The sequence below is a fragment of the Cryobacterium sp. MP_M3 genome, assembly GCF_015752155.1.
Classification (GTDB): Bacteria; Actinomycetota; Actinomycetes; order Actinomycetales; family Microbacteriaceae; genus Cryobacterium.
Genome location: NZ_JADOVI010000004.1, coordinates 288,298 through 305,517 on the forward strand (window position 1 = coordinate 288,298; position 17,220 = coordinate 305,517).

Annotated in this window: 17 protein-coding genes; 8 read left to right on the plus strand and 9 right to left on the minus strand. The window is 66.7% G+C overall.

Annotation, left to right across the window (positions count from 1 at the left end; genetic code table 11):
• The first annotated feature begins 87 nt into the window (after nucleotides 1–87).
• Genes deoD through deoC (IWX89_RS07375) form a run of 3 tightly spaced genes read left to right on the plus strand, consistent with a single transcriptional unit; the run spans nucleotide 88 to nucleotide 2,969 of the window.
• A complete protein-coding gene (gene deoD / locus IWX89_RS07365) occupies nucleotides 88–852 on the plus strand; it encodes a purine-nucleoside phosphorylase (RefSeq protein ID WP_196902894.1) in 765 nt (254 codons plus the stop codon).
• On the plus strand, nucleotides 852–2,258 hold the full coding sequence (locus tag IWX89_RS07370; protein WP_196902895.1) for an MFS transporter: 1,407 nt from the start codon (nucleotides 852–854) through the stop codon (nucleotides 2,256–2,258). Before deoD ends, IWX89_RS07370 begins: the two co-directional genes overlap by 1 nt.
• Before the next feature lie 9 nt (nucleotides 2,259–2,267).
• Entirely contained in the window at nucleotides 2,268–2,969 is a 702-nt protein-coding gene (gene deoC / locus IWX89_RS07375; RefSeq protein ID WP_196902896.1) for a deoxyribose-phosphate aldolase, read from the plus strand.
• Nucleotides 2,970–3,091: 122 nt separating this feature from the next.
• Here the strand turns inward: deoC (IWX89_RS07375) and IWX89_RS07380 are convergent, their stop codons facing one another.
• From IWX89_RS07380 to IWX89_RS07405, 6 genes are all read right to left on the minus strand, one after another.
• A complete protein-coding gene (locus IWX89_RS07380; RefSeq protein WP_104199701.1) occupies nucleotides 3,092–3,349 on the minus strand; it encodes a type II toxin-antitoxin system RelE/ParE family toxin in 258 nt (85 codons plus the stop codon).
• A complete protein-coding gene (locus IWX89_RS07385) occupies nucleotides 3,346–3,594 on the minus strand; it encodes a type II toxin-antitoxin system Phd/YefM family antitoxin (protein WP_104089781.1) in 249 nt (82 codons plus the stop codon). The genes IWX89_RS07380 and IWX89_RS07385 overlap by 4 nt, the downstream gene beginning before the upstream one ends.
• Before the next feature lie 148 nt (nucleotides 3,595–3,742).
• Complete coding sequence (locus IWX89_RS07390; RefSeq protein ID WP_196902897.1) at nucleotides 3,743–5,269, minus strand: PTS ascorbate transporter subunit IIC; 1,527 nt, start codon at nucleotides 5,267–5,269, stop codon at nucleotides 3,743–3,745.
• A gap of 44 nt (nucleotides 5,270–5,313) precedes the next feature.
• Entirely contained in the window at nucleotides 5,314–5,586 is a 273-nt protein-coding gene (locus IWX89_RS07395; protein WP_196902898.1) for a PTS sugar transporter subunit IIB, read from the minus strand.
• A 64-nt stretch (nucleotides 5,587–5,650) separates the two neighbouring features.
• A complete protein-coding gene (locus IWX89_RS07400) occupies nucleotides 5,651–6,109 on the minus strand; it encodes a PTS sugar transporter subunit IIA (RefSeq protein ID WP_196902899.1) in 459 nt (152 codons plus the stop codon).
• A 193-nt stretch (nucleotides 6,110–6,302) separates the two neighbouring features.
• Nucleotides 6,303–7,487, minus strand: coding sequence for an ROK family protein (locus tag IWX89_RS07405; protein WP_196902900.1), 1,185 nt, complete (start codon nucleotides 7,485–7,487; stop codon nucleotides 6,303–6,305).
• 94 nt (nucleotides 7,488–7,581) lie between these two features.
• On the opposite strand from IWX89_RS07405, the gene tkt reads away from it, so the two are divergent.
• The 3 genes from tkt to IWX89_RS07420 all read left to right on the plus strand — a co-directional run bounded on the left by tkt (nucleotide 7,582) and on the right by IWX89_RS07420 (nucleotide 12,663).
• Nucleotides 7,582–9,630: a transketolase gene (gene tkt / locus IWX89_RS07410; protein WP_196902901.1), complete on the plus strand. Its 2,049-nt coding sequence runs from the start codon at nucleotides 7,582–7,584 to the stop codon at nucleotides 9,628–9,630.
• Between the two features lie 9 nt (nucleotides 9,631–9,639).
• The gene (gene deoC / locus IWX89_RS07415) at nucleotides 9,640–10,344 is read left to right on the plus strand and encodes a deoxyribose-phosphate aldolase (protein WP_196902902.1); all 705 of its coding nucleotides are present in this window, start codon (nucleotides 9,640–9,642) and stop codon (nucleotides 10,342–10,344) included.
• A gap of 222 nt (nucleotides 10,345–10,566) precedes the next feature.
• The gene (locus tag IWX89_RS07420; protein ID WP_196902903.1) at nucleotides 10,567–12,663 is read left to right on the plus strand and encodes a nuclease-related domain-containing DEAD/DEAH box helicase; all 2,097 of its coding nucleotides are present in this window, start codon (nucleotides 10,567–10,569) and stop codon (nucleotides 12,661–12,663) included.
• 143 nt (nucleotides 12,664–12,806) lie between these two features.
• On the opposite strand, the gene IWX89_RS07425 is transcribed toward IWX89_RS07420, so the two are convergent.
• Together IWX89_RS07425 and IWX89_RS07430 are read right to left on the minus strand one after the other, a co-directional pair.
• Nucleotides 12,807–14,216: a rhodanese-like domain-containing protein gene (locus IWX89_RS07425; protein ID WP_196902904.1), complete on the minus strand. Its 1,410-nt coding sequence runs from the start codon at nucleotides 14,214–14,216 to the stop codon at nucleotides 12,807–12,809.
• 201 nt (nucleotides 14,217–14,417) lie between these two features.
• A complete protein-coding gene (locus IWX89_RS07430; RefSeq protein ID WP_196902905.1) occupies nucleotides 14,418–15,461 on the minus strand; it encodes an NADPH:quinone reductase in 1,044 nt (347 codons plus the stop codon).
• A 383-nt stretch (nucleotides 15,462–15,844) separates the two neighbouring features.
• Here IWX89_RS07430 and IWX89_RS07435 point away from each other — a divergent pair, with 383 nt between their 5' ends.
• Nucleotides 15,845–16,162 (plus strand): hypothetical protein, encoded by a 318-nt coding sequence (locus IWX89_RS07435; protein ID WP_196902906.1) that lies wholly within the window; start codon nucleotides 15,845–15,847, stop codon nucleotides 16,160–16,162.
• Nucleotides 16,120–16,674, plus strand: a complete 555-nt coding sequence (locus IWX89_RS07440; protein ID WP_231382980.1) for a DUF1643 domain-containing protein — start codon at nucleotides 16,120–16,122, stop codon at nucleotides 16,672–16,674. The genes IWX89_RS07435 and IWX89_RS07440 overlap by 43 nt, the downstream gene beginning before the upstream one ends.
• Nucleotides 16,675–16,807: 133 nt before the next feature.
• On the opposite strand, the gene IWX89_RS19085 is transcribed toward IWX89_RS07440, so the two are convergent.
• Entirely contained in the window at nucleotides 16,808–17,113 is a 306-nt protein-coding gene (locus IWX89_RS19085; protein ID WP_374220499.1) for a very short patch repair protein, read from the minus strand.
• Between the last annotated feature and the right edge of the window lie 107 nt (nucleotides 17,114–17,220).

Here is a 17,220-nt window from a genome sequence, read left to right on the forward strand (position 1 = left end):
GAGACCTCCTTGTCAACGCCGAACGTACCACATTTGATATGTGACCGGAGAGGTATAACCTCATACTGCATCGACGAAGGAGTCAACATGAGTTCAACCACCACGAGGGTCGGATCACAGTCAACGACGAAGGGCCTGTATCCCACCACGCGCAGCACGCCGCACATCGATCCGAAGGGGGTGGACATCGCCGAGACGATCCTCCTTCCGGGGGACCCTCTGAGAGCGAAGTTCATCGCCGAGACATACTTCGACGACATCCGCTGCTTCAACACGGTTCGTAACATGTTGGGTTTTACGGGCACTTACCGGGGGCGCCCCGTGTCCGTGATGGGCACGGGCATGGGCATCCCCTCCATCTCGCTCTACAGCTATGAGTTGATCCACTTCTTTGGGGTTAAGAACCTGATCCGGGTGGGCAGCTGCGGCGCCATGCAGGAGAAAATGGAGCTCTACGACGTGGTTATCGCCCAGGGCGCGTCGACCGACTCCAATTACCTGCAGCAGTTCAACCTGCCCGGTTCATGGGCGCCTCTGTCGTCGTACAGGCTGCTCGAGCACGCCAAACGGATCGCCGACGAGCGCGGTCAACGCACCCACGTGGGCAATGTGCTCTCGTCCGACCTGTTCTACGGCGCCGATCCCGACGCCATGGGGAAGTGGATGAAGATGGGCGTCCTGGCCGCCGAGATGGAGTCGGCAGGCCTGTTCGCCAACGCCGCGGCCGGGGGCGTCGATGCGCTTGGCATCTTCACCGTTAGCGACCAGCTCGTCACCGGCGCCAAGACCACCCCCGAGGAACGGCAGACCGCCTTCACCGGAATGATCGAGATCGCGCTGGAACTGATCTGATGAGCACCACGACTAACGCCGCGCGTCCAACCCAGGTCTTCACACCGACCCGGGCCGTCCCCATCCTGTTGTTCCTCTTCGTGTTTTCGCTGGTGCTGGACAATGGCTTCAAGTTCATGTCGCCGGCACTGGCGCTGGATCTCAACCTGCCCGTCAACACCGTCAGCCTGCAAGCCACTCTGACCGGCATCCTGATCGGTATCGGTGCTGTGGTCTACGCCGCACTGGCCGACTCGATCAGTATCCGGAAGCTCATCATTTTCGCGATCATCGTCATGACGATCGGCTCGATCGTCGGCTTCGTCTTCCAGACCAACTTCTGGCTGATCCTGGTCGGCCGACTCATCCAGACCGCCGGCTTGGCGGCCGCCGAGACCCTCTACGTGATCTACGTCACCAAGCATTTCAGGGGCGACGAGCAGAAGAAGTATCTGGGCTTCAGCACCGCAGCCTTCCAGCTGTCGCTACTGATCGGCACCGTCGGCAGCGGCTTCATCGCCACCTACATCGGCTGGGCGGCCTTCTTCCTGGTCACCTTGCTTTCCCTGCTGACCATCCCGCTCGTGCTCCGTACGGTTGCCGCGGAGGCAACGAATGAGGGCCACGTCGACGTTTTCGGGCTGTTCCTGATCGCGGTGTTCGCCACCGGCATCATCCTGTTCATGCAGAATTTCAACCTGTGGTACCTAATGCCAGTCGTCGCGGGGCTGATCCTGTTCATCTGGCACATCCGTACCCACGACAACGCCGTGATCACCATCGCGTTCTTCGCCAACGCTCAGTACTCGCTGATGATCATCGTGGTGTTCGTCATCTATTCGGTCCAGCTGGGCTACACCTTCCTCTTCCCGTTCCTGGTGTCCGACATCTACGGCTACAACCTCGGAGAGGTCTCCCTACTGCTGATCCCCGGCTATATCGCCGCCGTGCTAGTCGGCTCGGCCACCGGCAAGATCGCCCGGGTCCTCACCTCCAAGCAGGCCATCACCACGGCGTTGATCGTGATCATCGCCTCGATGCTGATCCCGGCACTGGTGGTGGACAAGTGGATCGGGATCTTCGTGATCTCGATGATCTTGTTCGGGATGGGCTTCGCGCTGATGTACGGCCCCCTCGTGTCGACCGCCATTGGGCGGGTGCCGGTCGAGAACTCTGGTATCGCCATCGGCTTCTACAACCTCACCATCAACATTGCCGTGCCGATCGGCATCGCCTACACCGCAGCACTGATGAACCTGAAGCCCAACCTGCTCGGCGGCGTCGCCGGCACCGACCAGGCGTCCTCCTACGGAACGGTGTTGTTGATTCTCGCGGCGGTCGCTGCCCTCGGCCTGGTGCTCTACCGCGCCTTCGTCATGGTCCTGGAGCGCCAAGGCGAACCCACACCCGCACCCGTCACCAACTAAGGACAAACCATGATTTCCACCCCCACTATCGCCGCCACCGCCGTAAGCGTCGCTCGCCAGATCGACCACACCCTGCTCACGCCCGAGGCCACCACCGCCGACGTGACGGCCCTCATCGCCGAGGCCATCAGGCTCGGCACCTACTCCGTCTGTGTCTCGCCGTCGATGCTGCCGCTCACGATCCCCGCCGGCGCCGACCTCAAGGTCGCGGTCGTCTGCGGCTTCCCCAGCGGCAAGCACCACAGCGCCATCAAGGCCGCCGAGGCCGCGCTCGCCATCGAACAGGGCGCCGACGAGATCGACATGGTCATCGACATCGGCGCCGTCAAGGCCGGCCGGTTCGCCGCTGTGCAGGCCGACATCGCCGCAGTGCGCGCGAGCATCCCGGCGCCGAAGGTGCTCAAGGTCATCATCGAATCCGCAGCGTTGACGGATGCCCAGATCGTCTCCGTCTGCCAGGCCGCCGTGGCCGCGGGCGCCGACTTCGTCAAGACCTCCACCGGCTTCCACCCCGCCGGCGGGGCGACCCTGCACGCCGTGCGCCTGATGAAGCGAACCGTGGGCGACCGAGCCCAGGTGAAGGCATCGGGCGGCGTGCGCAGCTTCGACGACGCCCTCGCCATGCTCGACGCCGGCGCCAGCCGCCTCGGCGTCTCCGGCAGCGCCGCACTACTCAGCGGCGCCACACCGGTCCTGACCGGCGCGTACTAAACGCCGGCGTCCGCGCCCGCCGTCGGCGCCTACTCCGCCGGCCGCGAGCACGACACTGCCACGGTGCACCCGACCGCAGTCGCCGCCTCCCCGTCCGGGTGCCGGTCCCGGCAGATCACGCGCTACTCGTACACGTCCCGGCGATGACCGACGGTGACCACGACCACCACAAGGATGTCGTTGCGGATGGTGTAGATAATCCGATAGTTGCCCACCCGCACCCGATAGCCGTCCCGTCCTTGCAACGCTCTGGCCCCGGGCGGGCGAGGGTCTTCGCCCAGCAGGGCGATGGCGCCTTGTACCCGACCGCGATCCTGCGGATCAATGCGCCGCAGCGCTTTGACCGCTGCCGGGCGCAATTCGATCCGGTACTTGCTCACATCCAGCCGAGATCCGCTTTAACCTGCTCCCAGGGAATGTTGTCGCCCTCGTCGGCCATCGCGACATCAAACGCCGCGACATCTTCAGCATCCTCAAGCGCTTCTTGCATGCGCGCGTACTGCTCGGGGCTCACCAGCACGGCGGCGACCTTTCCGCGACGCTCCAGGAAGACGGCCTCTGAGCTGGCCTGGGCGATCAACTCGGGCAGGCGCGCCCTGGCGTCGGTGACGCTTGACTTCGACATGCCTCAAATGTACATCAGCATAGTCGGGATGTACATGTGCAGTGTCGAATCGCCGCGTGCCCGACCGCACCCGGAACCCTCCCGACACGAACAGAGGGCGACCCCGCACCGCGGAGCCGCCCTCCGGCGAAACAGAGAACCGGTGAAGCTAGACGGCCTGGGCCGCTGCTTCCCTCTCTGCCTTGCGTCGCGCCTTCTCGGCGTCGAGGATGACCTTTTCGGCCGCCTTCTCCTCCGCGATCCAGACGTCGCGCTTGGCACCGGGCACCCAGCCCTTGTCCACAACGCGGATCTGGTAGACGATCGCGACGCTGACCAGCACCACCGCGATGAGGATCGCGAGGATGACTCCGAGGCCACCGCCGACGCCGACGCTGACCCCGATGAGGGTGCCGAACCAGCCGAAGTCGGCGTCGCCGAACGTGCTGTTGGCGAAGCCGAAGTCGCCGAGGACCAGCAGCAGGATGGCGGGGAGGATGGTGATGATCACGCCGTTGACGAATCCACCGACCATGGCGCCGATTCGTCCACCCGTCGCGTTGCCGTAGACGCCGGCTCCACCGCCGGTGAAGAAGTGAGGCACCATGCCGGGGAGGATCAGCGCGAGCCCGAACACCGGGTTCAGCCAGATTGCCAGGACACCCAGTGCGAGGAGGCCACCGGCGAAGGAGCTCAGGAAGCCGATCAGCACGGCGTTGGCGCCGAACGGGAACACGATCGGGATGTCGAGGGCGGGACGCGCACCGGGCACAACCTTCTCAGCGATGCCCTGGAATGCGGGCACCAGCTCGCCGAGCACCGTGCGCACACCGTAGAGGATGACCGCGACGCCCACACCGAACTGCAGGGCCTGTGCAAAGGCCGCCATGATGAACGCGCCGGCGTCGGCGGAGCCGAAGATGTCGAGCGCCTCCTTCAGCGGCAGGGCAATGAGGCCCCAGACGGCGAAGACCAGGTAGATGAGCACCATAGACAGCGACGTGGCGACCATCGAGTCGCGCAGGAATTTGAGCCCCTGCGGGAACTTGATCTCTTCGGTCGACTTGCTGCGACGACCCACGGCCTGGCCCGCCGCACCGGCAGCGATGTAGCCCAGGGTGCCGAAGTGGCCGATGGCGATGGTGTCGTTGCCGGTGATCTTCTTGGTCCAGGGGTGCACGAACGCGGGCATGACCACCATGATCACGCCGAGCAGCAGCGCACCGATGATGACCACGAGCCAGCTGGAGCCCTTTCCGAAACCGACGGAGAGCACCACGGTGAGCATGGTGGCCATGAAGACCATGTGGTGCCCGGTGAGGAACACGTACTTGAGCGGCGTGAAGCGGGCCAGCGCAAGCATCACGAGGAACCCGAGGGTGAGCACGTAGGCGCTCTGGGCGCCGAACTGCTCCTGCGCGATGGCGGTGATGACCTCGTTGGTGGGGATAACGCCCTGGGCGCCGGTCACCGCGAGGATCAGTCTGCCCAGCGGGTCAAGCGAGCCCACCACGACGTTGGCGCCGGCACCGAGGATCAGGAAGCCGAGCGCGGCCTTGAGGGCACCGCCGATCACCTGTCCGGAGTTGCGCTTGAGCGCCATCAGCCCGATGGCGGTGATGATGCCGATGAGATAGGCCGGCACATTGAGAATCTGCTGCCCGATGAAATTCAGTACGACGACGAGCCACTCCATTGTGGGGTGCTCCTTATTCTGTGAGAGAGCGGATGGTGAAGGGGTTACTCGACTGCGGCGGTGAGCTTCTCGGTGATCTCCTCGAGATCGAAGAAGTTGTTGATTACGATGACCTCGGCGGGCACATCGCCGAGTTCCTCGGCGAGTTCCTGGGAGGTGAGCACGATTTCGGCCGTCTGCGCGGCGCCGCGGGCCACACCCATATCGGCGGCCTCGACATCCGCATCGATACCGAGCTTCGCGAGAACCTTTTCGGCGTTCATTTTCAGGAGCACGGACGTACCGATGCCCATTCCACAGACGGCGATGATCTTCATGGGGTGCCTTTCGATTGGGTGAGATAAGTGGGGAGAAGTGTGGGGTGGATGCGTGTGCCGCGCGTTAGGCGACCGCGGCGAGCCCGCCGAGCACGGCGCGAACGTCGTCCGGGCTGGTGGCCTCGGTGAGGCGCGCCATGGCCAAGCTGTCGGAGAGAACACCGGCCAGCGCACGCATCACTGTGAGGTGAGTGTCGTGGTCGACGGCGGCGAGCCCGATCACGAGGTTGACGGGGTCGTTGGCTTTGTTGCCGAATTCGACGGGGGTGGCCAGGCTCACCCAGCTGAGTCCGCCGGTGAGAACCGCCGACGACGGCCGGGAGTGCGCCAGGGCGATGCCCGGGGCGATGACGATGTACGGGCCGTGCTTCTCGACAGCGGCGATCATCTCGTCGGTGTAGGCATCCGTGGTTGCTCCACCGGACACGAGACCGTCGCCGGCGAGACGGATCGCGGCACGCCAGTCGGCTGCATTCGCCTGGGTCACGATGGACGACAGTGATTCGGCGAGGTTGAAAGCCACGACTGAACTCCTTTGTTTGGATTCGAGCCACCCTTTGACTGCGAGGGCGACTGGGATGACTGTATAAGCCTAAGCGACCTTTTGTCTACAAATGAACCAAAGTTTTTTGAGATTGACTGCCTGGCGTCTCGAGATGGCGTCGGGGGCAGCGGATGGGGGGCGCAGGCAGCGTGGGAACCGCCCCGAGCTCGAATCAGATCGATGGAACGAGCAGGGAGACACCGGGCAGGCCGCCGCGGGTAAGCCGGCTGATGCGGTCGGCCTCGAAGAGTGCGTCCTGGGCGATGAGCGAGGCTCCCGTGATGCCGGCGATGTGGCCGAGCCGGGATTTCTCCACCACCAGCCCCTGCAGGGCGAAGTCGCGGGCGCCGGCGAAGATAGCGTCGCGGATGGCCCCGAGGAAGGGCTCGCCGGCCTGGGCGAGGTTGCCTCCGACCACCACGGCCTGCGGGTTGAGCAGGCCCACCACGTGCGCCAGGCTCTGCCCGATGGCGGTGCCGGTCTCGCTGAGCAGCCGCAGCACCTCCGGGTCGCCCTGTTTGGCGAGGCCGACGATGTCGTTGCTGGTGCGCACGCGGTAGCCCCGGCGCTGCAGTTCGCGGCGGATCACGGCACCGCTGGCGATCGTCTCGAGACGTTCGGTGCGGGCTCCGCCGGAGCGCACCGGGCTGAGATCGCCCGCGCCTCCCCGGGAGCCGTGGTAGATCGAGCCGTCGAGCACAAATGCCAGACCGACACCGATGCCGGCTTTGAGCACCGTGACGTCCCGGTATTCGCTCCAGCCCCGCCGCGCCTCGGCGAGCGCCATGATGTTCACGTCCCGGTCCACGGCGAAGACGGCATTGTTGAAGCGGCCGGCGAAGTAGTCCTTGACCAAGACGCCGTCCCACTGCGCGTCCACCTGCGGGGTGGCGAGTCGCCCGGTCACAGAATCGACCGGGCCGGGCACTCCCACGCCGATGCCCACCACGTCGGCCCGGGTCTTGCCGAGCCGGTCGAGCATGTGGTCGAAGACCTGGCCGGCCCATTCGAAGATCTCGGCCGGGCCCTCGCTCAGTCCGATGTCGGCTTCATCCTCGCTGAGGATGGTGGAGACCAGGTCGGTGATGGCCAGGCGGGTGTGTGACCCGCCAATGTCCACGGCGAGCAGCAGTCCGGCGTGCGGATTGACCGCGAACTCCTCGGGCGGGCGGCCGCCGCGTGAATCGAGTTGCCCCACACTCACCACGATCGACGCAAGCAGCAGTTCGTCCAGACGCCGCGCCAGGGTGATCCGCGACCAGCCGAGCTGGTCGATGAGGTCGCTGCGGGTGGTGGCGAGGCCGGATCGGATCAGGCCGAGCACCACGCCCGAGCCCGTGGATAGAGTGTGCGCCATCGAATCCTTACCTCTCCGACGCATCCGCGGGAGCACTGCACACCCGTCGGATCCGTTGTTGACTTAAGTACATTTGTATACCAAAGTGTCTCCCATGGCTACCGAATCCACGAATCCCCCGTCAACGACGACGCAAACCGAGCTCGACGCCCGTGCTGTCGCGAGCGCCCAGGCCCTGGCCGCCCACGTAGTGCAGGCCAAAGGACACGGACACGGCGGCACCGCCATGGCATTGGCGCCATTGTCCCACGTGTTGTTCTCCCGAGTTCTGCGGCACTCCCCCGCCCACCCGGACTGGCCTGCCCGAGACCGCTTCATTCTTTCGGCCGGTCACGCCAGCCTTCTGCTGTACACCCAGCTGTTCCTCACCGGCTACGGCCTCACCCTCGACGACCTCGCCAAGAGCCGCACCCTCGGCTCGAAGACGCCCGGACACCCCGAGGTGCACCACACCGTCGGCGTGGAGATGAGCACCGGCCCGCTCGGCCAGGGCGTCGCCTCCGCGGTGGGCATGGCCATGGCCGCCAGGCACGAGAGCGCAGTGTTCACCCCCGGCTCCACCCTGCTCGACCACACCACCTGGGTGCTGGCGGGCGACGGATGCCTTCAGGAGGGTGTCTCCGGTGAGGCGTCGAGCCTGGCCGGCACGCTCGGCCTCGACAACCTGGTTCTCATCTGGGACGACAACGGCATCACCATCGACTCCGGCACCGCCGACACCTTCACCGAAGATGTGCGCGCCCGGTACCGGGCCTACGGATGGCGCGTGCTCGAGATCGACACCCCCGACGACCTTGACGCCCTCGAGGCCACCCTCCGCGCGGCGGCGGAACGCACCGGCCGCCCCACCCTCGTCGCGCTCCGCACCGTCATCGGTGCCCCCTCCGCGAAGTTCGGCGGCACGTCTGCCGCGCACTCGGGCGGTTTCGGCGCCGACGAGCTCGCCGCGGTGAAGACAACGCTGGGCTTCGCACCCGACGCTCCCCTCGAGGACCTCGTCAGCCCCGAGACCCTCGCGCACACCCGGGGCGCGCTCACCCGCGGCGAGCGACTCCACCGCGACTGGGAGGCCGACCTTGCTGCCTGGAGCACCGGCGATCCCGCAGCGGCGGCTCGTTGGACCGCCTTCCGCGGTGGCGAGTTCGACAGCTCCGCCCTCGACACTGTGAACGTCGGCAGCGCCGGCGACATCATCGCCACCCGCAAGACCAACGGCGCCGTACTCCGCGCCCTGCAGGGCACCGCACCCTTGTGGGGCGGCTCGGCCGATCTCGCCGGTTCCACCACCGTGGAGGTCGACGGCGACCGCTTCTCTGCCGCGAATCCCGGCGGCGAGTTCATCCGGTTCGGCATCCGCGAGCACGCCATGGCCGCCATCCTCAACGGCATCGCCTTGCAGGGCCCATGGCGCCCGTTCGCCTCCACGTACCTGGTCTTCAGCGACTACATGCGGCCGAGCATCCGTCTCGGCGCGCTGATGGGGCTCGGCGCGGTGTACGTGTACACCCACGACTCCGTCGCCGTCGGCGAAGACGGCCCCACCCACCAGCCGGTCGAGCAGATCGCGTCACTTCGCACGGTTCCGGGGCTCGACGTGGTGCGCCCCGCAGACTCCGTCGAGGTGGTCGCGGCCTGGCGCCGCATCCTCGCCTCCCCCGACCGGCCGGTCGCGCTCATCCTCAGCCGGCAGGACCTGCCCGTGCTGGACAGCACCGACACCACCCCCGTGGGCGTGACCGCTGGCGGCTACGTGCGCTGGCAGCACGGCAACGGCAGCGACCTGGCGATCCTCGCCACCGGCAGTGAGGTTCACCTCGCGATCGAGGCCGCCGCCCGCCTGGCAGACGAGGGCATCTCCACCCGTGTCGTGTCGCTGCCGTGCGTTGAGTGGTTCGCCGAGCAGACCGCCGACTACCGCGAGTCCGTGCTGCCGGCGGCGCTGCGCGCCCGGGTCGCCGTCGAGGCGGGCAGCGGCGACGCCTGGTACCGCTGGGTCGGCCTCGACGGGCGGGTGGTATCGATCGAGCAATTCGGCGAGTCGGGCAGCGGACCTCAGGTTCTCCGCCGCCGCGGCATCCACTTCGACGCCGTCATCGCGGCAGCGCACGCCACCCTCACCGCACCCGCCCTCGTCACCAACTAAGGACAAACCGTGATTTCGACCCCCACCATCCCCCTCAGCGCCGCTATCGTCGCCAATTACATCGACCACACCCTCCTGAAGCCCGAGGCCACCGCAGCAGACGTGACCGCACTCATTGCCGAGGCCGTCGAGCTCGGCACCTACTCGATCTGTGTTTCGCCGTCGATGCTGCCGCTCACGATCCCCGCCGGCGCCGACCTCAAGGTCGCGGTCGTCTGCGGCTTCCCCAGCGGCAAGCACCACAGCGTCATCAAGGCCGCCGAGGCCGCGCTCTCCATCGAGCAGGGCGCCGACGAGATCGACATGGTCATCGACATCGGTGCGGCCGAGGCCGGCCGCTTCGACGACGTGCAGGCCGATATCGCCGCCGTGCGCGCGAGCATCCCGGCACCGAAGGTGCTCAAGGTCATCATCGAATCCGCAGCGCTGACGGATGCCCAAATCGTCGCCGTCTGCCAGGCCGCCGTCGCCGCGGGTGCCGACTTCGTCAAGACCTCCACCGGCTTCCACCCCGCCGGCCGGGCGACCGTGCACGCCGTGCGCCTGATGAAGGAAACCGTGGGCGACCGGGCCCAGGTGAAGGCGTCGGGCGGCGTGCGCAGCTACGATGACGCCCTCGCCATGATCGAAGCCGGCGCGAGCCGCCTCGGTGTCTCCGGCAGCGCCGCACTTCTGAGCGGCGCCAAGCCCACCGTACTCACCGGCGCTTACTGACCGTCGGCGCCGGCGCCGAACGCCGGCGTTGTGCCGATCACCCAGCCGACGCGTCGATCACCACCTTCCCGACGACGCCTCTCTCGACTAGGGCATGGGCATCCGCCGAGTGCGCGAGGTCTGTGCGGTGCAGGGCCAGCCTCACCTCTTCCCCACCGCGAGGGGGCGCCCCGATGAAGTACATGCCGATAAGCTCAGCCTGTATCTAGGCTCGGGGGGCGCATGTCGGCAGGGGGATCGGCTTGGAGCGAAGCAACGCGGCAACTCGCGCTCTCAGAAGCGCACGCACTCGCCGCTGAATCCTCGCGGGCCAAGGCCGCCAACTACTTCGCCGCCGCCGACAGCGAAAAGCGCATCGCCCACGTTCTCGCCCCCCTCGCCGCGGCCGGCTACCACTTCCTGCCGGATCGACAGTGGCCCGGCAGCCGTCGCGCTCAGGTCGACATGGTCGTCGTCGGGCCGGGCGGCCTGTTCATCGTGGACACCAAGGCGTGGAAAGACCCGATCATCGCCGCGGGCCGGGTATTCCGCGGGCAAGCCGATGTCACCGACGAGTTCGACGGTCTGGCCGACCTCGCTTGGAAGACTGAGGCGGCTCTGGCCGAGATCGGCCTCGCCCCGGGCGAGGTGCGACCAGTGGTCGTTTTCGCCGGGCACAAGGGCGTCAACGCGTCGGTCGGCGGAGTTGAGATTGTCGGTGAAGGTGACATCGTGCGCCACATCGCCCGCCGCGGGCAGCGACTCACCGCCTCCGCCGTCGAGCAGGTGTTGGCCGCCGCGATCACGTACTTCCCCTTGATCGGCGCGCCGGCACCGGTCGATGTGACCCTGCCCGAACCGATCATCGGCCCGGAACCCGCTCTCGATCTGGACCATCTCCCGAGCGAGAGCGACATCGAGGCCGCGATCCTCGAAGGCCTCCTTGCCCCTCCGATCGAGGAGTGGATGACGTTCCTGCATCCCGACCAGGCCAAGTTGGTGCGCCGCAGTTTCAACGGACCCTCTCGCATCCGTGGGGCTGCCGGCACCGGCAAGACCGTCGTAGGGCTGCACCGTGCCGCGTACCTGGCACGGTCCCAGGCGAACGCCCGCGTGCTCGTGACCACGTTCGTGCGCACGCTGCCCGATGTACTGAGCAACCTGCTCGGCCGCATGGCCCCGGATGTCGAGGGTCACGTGGAGTTCAGCGGCGTGCACCAATTCGCCCGCAGGGTGCTCGACGAGCGCGGCATCGACGTGCGCGTCAACAGCAAGCTGGCCGATCAATCATTCGACGAGGCTTACAAGCAGACCTGCGGCCCGCTGTCGAAAATCGACACGAATTCCCGTTACTGGCGGGAGGAGCTCGACCACGTGATCAAGGGCCGCGGTCTGACCAGCTTCGACGAGTACGCCGACTGTGCCCGCATCGGCCGGCGCCGCCGCCTCACCCTCGACCAGCGACGCTCGGTCTGGGCGCTCTACCAACGCTACGAATCGCTTCTGCGCACTCGCGAGGCGCACGACTACGCCGACCTGATTCTGCTCGCCGAAGCGGCTCTGCGCGCCAAACCCATGGTCGGGTACACCGCCGTCATCGTCGACGAGGCTCAGGACCTGTCGTGCGCAATGATCCGCATGCTCGCCACCGTGGCCGGTGACGGTGCGGATGCCTTCACCCTGATCGGCGACGGCCAACAGACCATCTACCCCGGCGGCTACACCCTCGCCGAGGCCGGCCTCTCTGTCGCCGGCCGCGGTGTGATCATGGACGTGAACTACCGCAACACCGCCGAGATCCTCGCCCTGGCGGCTCGCGTCGTCGACGGGGGCAGCTACGTCGACATTGAAGGCACCGCAGCCAGCACCGCCGCGATCACCTCGCCGCGACACGGCGAACGTCCCCTCTTCGCCCGGGCGCGCACCCGAACCGAGCACGACGGCAAGATGGTGCAGCACATCCGCCGGGCCGCGCAGAGCGTGAGTGTGGGCTGGGGTGACGTGGGTGTGCTCTGCTCCACCACCAGGCAGGTGCGTGACGCGGTAACGCTGCTCCGCACCGCGGGAATTCCCGTGATCGAACTCACCGATTACGACGGTCGCCCGACGGATGCCGTGAAGGTCGGCACGATCAAGCGTGCCAAAGGCCTGGAGTTCAAGCAGGTGCTGCTGCCCTGGATCGCCGAGCGCCTGATGTCCCCTGGCGTCATCGGAGCGGGGTGGACCGATTCCCAGATCGAACGCGACGAGCGCGACCGCCGCGAACTGTTCGTGGGTATCACCCGAGCTCGCGACGGCGTATGGGTCGGCTGCATCACGGCGCAGGGTTCGTCTATGTGAATGTGCCCGGCGAACACCGGCCTGCTGGCGCTCCCGGTTCCACCGCCGACAGGCCCTTTTCCGCACAACGCCAGAGGGCGACCACGCGAACGGGGCCGCCCTCTGGAGAATCACGAGCCGGTGAAACCAAACGCCCTCGGCCGTCAGCGGTTGGCGTACGACTGCAGGGACTCTTGCTGGGCGACCCAGCCGAGGTAGCTGCCGTCAAGCTCCACCACGTCATAGCCCTCGTGGCGCAGCGCGCTGGCCACGACCGAACTGCGAACGCCGCTCTGGCAGTAGGTCACGATGGTGCCCTCGGCCGGGAGCTGGTCCAGGTTCCAGAGCACGCGACCGCCGTGCAGTTGCGGGGAGCCGGGGATGTGACCGGCGGTGTGCTCGCTCTTCGCGCGCACGTCGAGCACAAGTGCCGCCTCGAAGCCGTCGAGCTCCGCGGGCTGGACCAGCCGCGGTGTGCTCATCGGCAGGCCGTCGAGCCCGGTGACGTAGCCGCTCACCGTGTCGATGCCGACGCGCACCAGGTGGTCCCAGAACTCCTGGGCCTGCTCCTGGTCGGCGGCCAGCAGCACGAGCGGGCGCACGTCCCGCTCGGGGTCGACGGCCCACGCGGCGTAGGTGGCCACGCTCTTGCCGGCCGGGATGTTCAGGGAGCCGGCCACGGTGCCGTCGTGCACCTCGGTGTTGTGGCGGGTGTCGACGAAGGTCACCGTGTTCTCGGCGAGACCCTGGGCGATCGACGCGGCGGGCAGCTCCTGCAGCGGGGCACGCTCCCCCATGATCGCCGGCCCCTGCCGGTTCTGACGCTTCATCCGACCGAAGTAGGCGGGCGCGTCGGGCTGGCCGTCGAGCAGCTCGTTGATGAACCCCTCTTCGTCGTTGGCGACCAGGTACGGGCCCCACCAAGAGTAGAGGCGCTCGTAGCCGACCGTGGTAGATGGCACCGCGCCGAGGGCCTTGCCGCAGGCGCTGCCGGCGCCGTGGCCCGGGTGCACCTGCACGTAATCGGGGAGGGTGAGGAACTTGTCCCGCAGGCTGGCGAACATCTGCTTCGCCCCGGCGAACCGGGTGTCGACGCCGCCGGCCGCCTCGTCGAGCAGGTCGGGCCGACCGAGGTCGCCGGAGAAGACGAAGTCGCCGGAGAGCAGGTAGCCGGGCTGGTCGCTGAACGCGCCGTCGGTGACCAGGAAGGACAGGTGCTCGGGGGTGTGACCGGGGGTGTGCACGGCCTGCACGGTGATGTTGCCGATGGTGATTGCGTCACCGTCGTGCAGACGTTCGCCCTCGAACCGGTACTGCCAGTCGACTCCACCCTCACCGGACACGTAGATGGTCGCACCGGTGGCGGCGGCCAGTTCGCGGGTGCCGGAGAGATAGTCGGCGTGGATGTGAGTCTCGGTGACGGCGACGATTTTCATCCCGTTCGCGGCGGCAACGGCCTGGTAGACGGCAATGTCGCGGCGAGGATCGACGACGACCGCTTCGCCCTTCCGCTGGCAGCCGATCAGATAGCTGGCCTGGGCGAGGTCTTCGTCATAGATGCGTTCGATAAGCATGGGGTCTCCTTCAGGACGGTGTGGCAGGGACTCCCCTTCCGGGTCGCTCCTGGCGTCTATCGTCCAATGTAATACCCCCAGGGGTATATTGTAAAGCGCATGGAACTCCCGAGATCCCGGCACGCCGAACGATTCCTCCCCGACCTCTCGGCAACTCCTCGACTGACCGGAGCAGTGCCGGCACTGGGCCAGCTCCGCAGATCACCCCGCGAATTCCTCCGCCGAAACGTCGATCAGCACCTTCCCGACAACCCCGCTCTCGACCAGCGCATGCGCATCCGCCGTATGCGCGAGGTCGGTGCGGTGCAGCGGCAGCCCCGCCTCCTCCCCCACAGTCAGCGCGCCATCGACCAGGGCCGCGTTGATGTCCTCGGCCGCCGCCCGGATCACGTCGGCGCCGACCGTGTAGAGGAGCACGAACTGGTAGCGCACGTTGAGGCTGAAGTGCTGGCGCACGTCGAGGGTCACCTGGTCGCCGCCGTTGTTGGCGTAGACCGCGATCGACCCGCGGTTGCGGATGACGGCCAGGTCGAGCGGCGCGTTCTGGGCCGGCGCAACCTCCACGATCAGGTCGACGCCCTCCGGTGCGATTACCCGGATCTGTTCGACGACGTCCGGGTCGGTGTAGGTGAGCACGTGCTGCGCGCCGGCTGCCGTGGCGAGCGCCGCTTTCGCCGGTCCACTAACGGTCGTGACGACGGATGCTCCCGCCCACCGGGCCAGTTGGATCGCCGCGTGACCGACCGCACCTGCTCCACCGGCCACGAGCACCACCTTCCCCGCCAGCGCGCCCGGGTGCAGCCGCCGCGGTCCGTCATCGGCCACCGTCAGCGCACGGTACGCCGTGATCGCCGGCACCCCGAGGCTCGCGCCCTGGTCGAAGCTCGCGCTCGCCGGCAGCGGGAACACGCGCTCCGCCGGGAGCACAGCATGCTCCTGGGCCGTGCCGCTGTTCGCCCGCTGGTACGCGGCGAGCGCCAGCCACACCCGGTCGCCCACGCTGACGTGCGTCACGCCGGCGCCGACCGCCTCCACAATCCCGGCACCGTCCTGGCCGGGCACGACGTCGTCGAACGCCAACGCCTGGCCCGGGGCCGAGCCGCGGCGCGACTTCCAGTCGGTGGGGTTCACCCCGCTGACCACGATCCGCACCCGCACCTCGCCGGCTCCGGGTTCGGTCGCCGGCCGATCGACGAGCTGGAGCACGGACGGGTCACCGGTCTGGCTGTACACAATGGACTTCATGTCAGAGGTAACGCTGGTGGGGGTGGAATGGTTCCCTGCTCGCTGTTCGAAGCCCAGGTACTGCTCTCATCATGCGATCGCCGCGCACCAGGTCAAGGATGCCAGCTGGCAGCGAGTCTAAGCGACGAACGACAACCACGTGCGGCTGGAACGGCATTCTCCTGATCACTCGAAAAGGCAACGAAGCCATAGGGCGCGAGGAAACTGATACCCAAAAGATCCCCAGCGTTTGGCATGATCGGCCCGAGCGGTCAGTTCCACTGGCACGTCTGCTACCGATCGATAAGGAACAATGGGATCGACAGCTTTCGCCATTGATCCCGGCCAGAACCGAGGCCGTTCCCTCTTGCCGGTGAATACGCCAGCCCCAAGGAGCCACCCGAGTGTCCGTTGAACCCTCCCTCTTCGATCTCGGGAACCAGCCTGGACACGCCGCAACTTCACTTGCGATGATTACACCAGATCAGCGAAGGCTTATTCGGGAGGCTTTCGGGCGCCTCGGAATTTCCGATGCGCGTGAGCAATTCGAGGTCGTCTACGAGCTGACGTCACAGCGAGTGAGTTCGCCGACCGAGTTGCAGGCCCGGCACGCGCAGGCGCTCATTTCGGGACTCGTCGATCGGATACGTGCGCTCGGCATCGTCCGCTCAGGCAACGCATGGGACGACCGAGAGCAAGAGACGTGGATCGACAGGCTCTGAAAGCTGTGAGAAACGCTCCCCCCTCACGCGAGGAAGGCCACCTCCTCGTCATCCTCTCAAACCCTCCAACGTCAAGCGGGACACGGACGCGCCAACGAGTAGGTCAGGCGAAAGACACGCTTGGCTACGCGTCCGTGGCAACTGCAAATGTCTTCGCCATCCCCACGCATCGTACAGGCGGCATCGCTGAGGCCGGCGCCGAACCCGACGGTTGGCTCGATGCGCGCTCGGCTCTCACCGAAGCCCTTGCGGCCGCTGATGCCGTGATCCTCGCCTACGGCTGCCAGGAGCCGTCGGGACGTGCGCGACAGCATTTCCGAAACCAACTGGCCTGGCTGCAAACTGAGATCGATGCATGCGGGGTCACCACTTGGATGGTTGACGGGCGCCCGCGCCACCCTTCTCGGTGGCACCGACACACCTATGCAAAGTATCCCGGCCTCCCCTTCTCGGAGGCGCTCCCGATGGCGCTGAAGGAAACGAACGCGAGTCATGATCTTCTGCGCGATTGACCGTGGCTTACATCCGCGCTCATCGGGGAGAACTGCAAGCACGTCCCGCCCGCATCAGGCGACAATCGGTTGACTTCCGGCAACCAAGCCACGAAAGCGCCCGGTCGAAAGCCCCGCTTCCTTCTGACGCAGGTCATTGCCGCTGCAGAAGGGAAGGGGACCTCAGGGCAGCAAGTGCTGCATTTAGCTGTTCCCGGATGATCTCCACAACAGCCTCCGCCTCCTCATGCTCCCAGAACTCGAGCACCCTCCATCCTTTGTCGGCCAGGGCTGATCTGGTCTCGGCATCGCGCGCCCGATTCCGGAGAATCTTCTCGTCCCAGTAGTTACGATTCGCTACGGGTCGCTGATAGTGCGCCGGGCACCCGTGCCAAAAACATCCGTCGATGAAGATTGCCACCTTCGCCCGAGTGAAGACGATGTCCGTTGTTCGGCGCATTTCTGGCAAGGGTGTCGCGCGTCGCGTTATTTGACGATGGCGGCGTCATCGTCGGTGACGATGCCTGGGTCTGAAAAAGCCCCGCCGGGGGATTCCGGCGGGGCTTT

What these genes read in the sequence shown, in the direction of transcription:
- IWX89_RS07395 (WP_196902898.1), bottom strand. Translation starts at nt 5,586, where the DNA reads ATGAAGATCATCGCCGTCTGTGGAATGGGCATCGGTACGTCCGTGCTC.
- IWX89_RS07405 (WP_196902900.1), bottom strand. Translation starts at nt 7,487, where the DNA reads ATGGCGCACACTCTATCCACGGGCTCGGGCGTGGTGCTCGGCCTGATC.
- deoD (WP_196902894.1), top strand. Translation starts at nt 88, where the DNA reads ATGAGTTCAACCACCACGAGGGTCGGATCACAGTCAACGACGAAGGGC.
- IWX89_RS19085 (WP_374220499.1), bottom strand. Translation starts at nt 17,113, where the DNA reads ATGCGCCGAACAACGGACATCGTCTTCACTCGGGCGAAGGTGGCAATC.
- deoC (WP_196902896.1), top strand. Translation starts at nt 2,268, where the DNA reads ATGATTTCCACCCCCACTATCGCCGCCACCGCCGTAAGCGTCGCTCGC.
- IWX89_RS07385 (WP_104089781.1), bottom strand. Translation starts at nt 3,594, where the DNA reads ATGTCGAAGTCAAGCGTCACCGACGCCAGGGCGCGCCTGCCCGAGTTG.
- tkt (WP_196902901.1), top strand. Translation starts at nt 7,582, where the DNA reads ATGGCTACCGAATCCACGAATCCCCCGTCAACGACGACGCAAACCGAG.
- IWX89_RS07425 (WP_196902904.1), bottom strand. Translation starts at nt 14,216, where the DNA reads ATGCTTATCGAACGCATCTATGACGAAGACCTCGCCCAGGCCAGCTAT.
- IWX89_RS07420 (WP_196902903.1), top strand. Translation starts at nt 10,567, where the DNA reads ATGTCGGCAGGGGGATCGGCTTGGAGCGAAGCAACGCGGCAACTCGCG.
- IWX89_RS07390 (WP_196902897.1), bottom strand. Translation starts at nt 5,269, where the DNA reads ATGGAGTGGCTCGTCGTCGTACTGAATTTCATCGGGCAGCAGATTCTC.
- IWX89_RS07440 (WP_231382980.1), top strand. Translation starts at nt 16,120, where the DNA reads ATGGGACGACCGAGAGCAAGAGACGTGGATCGACAGGCTCTGAAAGCT.
- IWX89_RS07370 (WP_196902895.1), top strand. Translation starts at nt 852, where the DNA reads ATGAGCACCACGACTAACGCCGCGCGTCCAACCCAGGTCTTCACACCG.
- IWX89_RS07430 (WP_196902905.1), bottom strand. Translation starts at nt 15,461, where the DNA reads ATGAAGTCCATTGTGTACAGCCAGACCGGTGACCCGTCCGTGCTCCAG.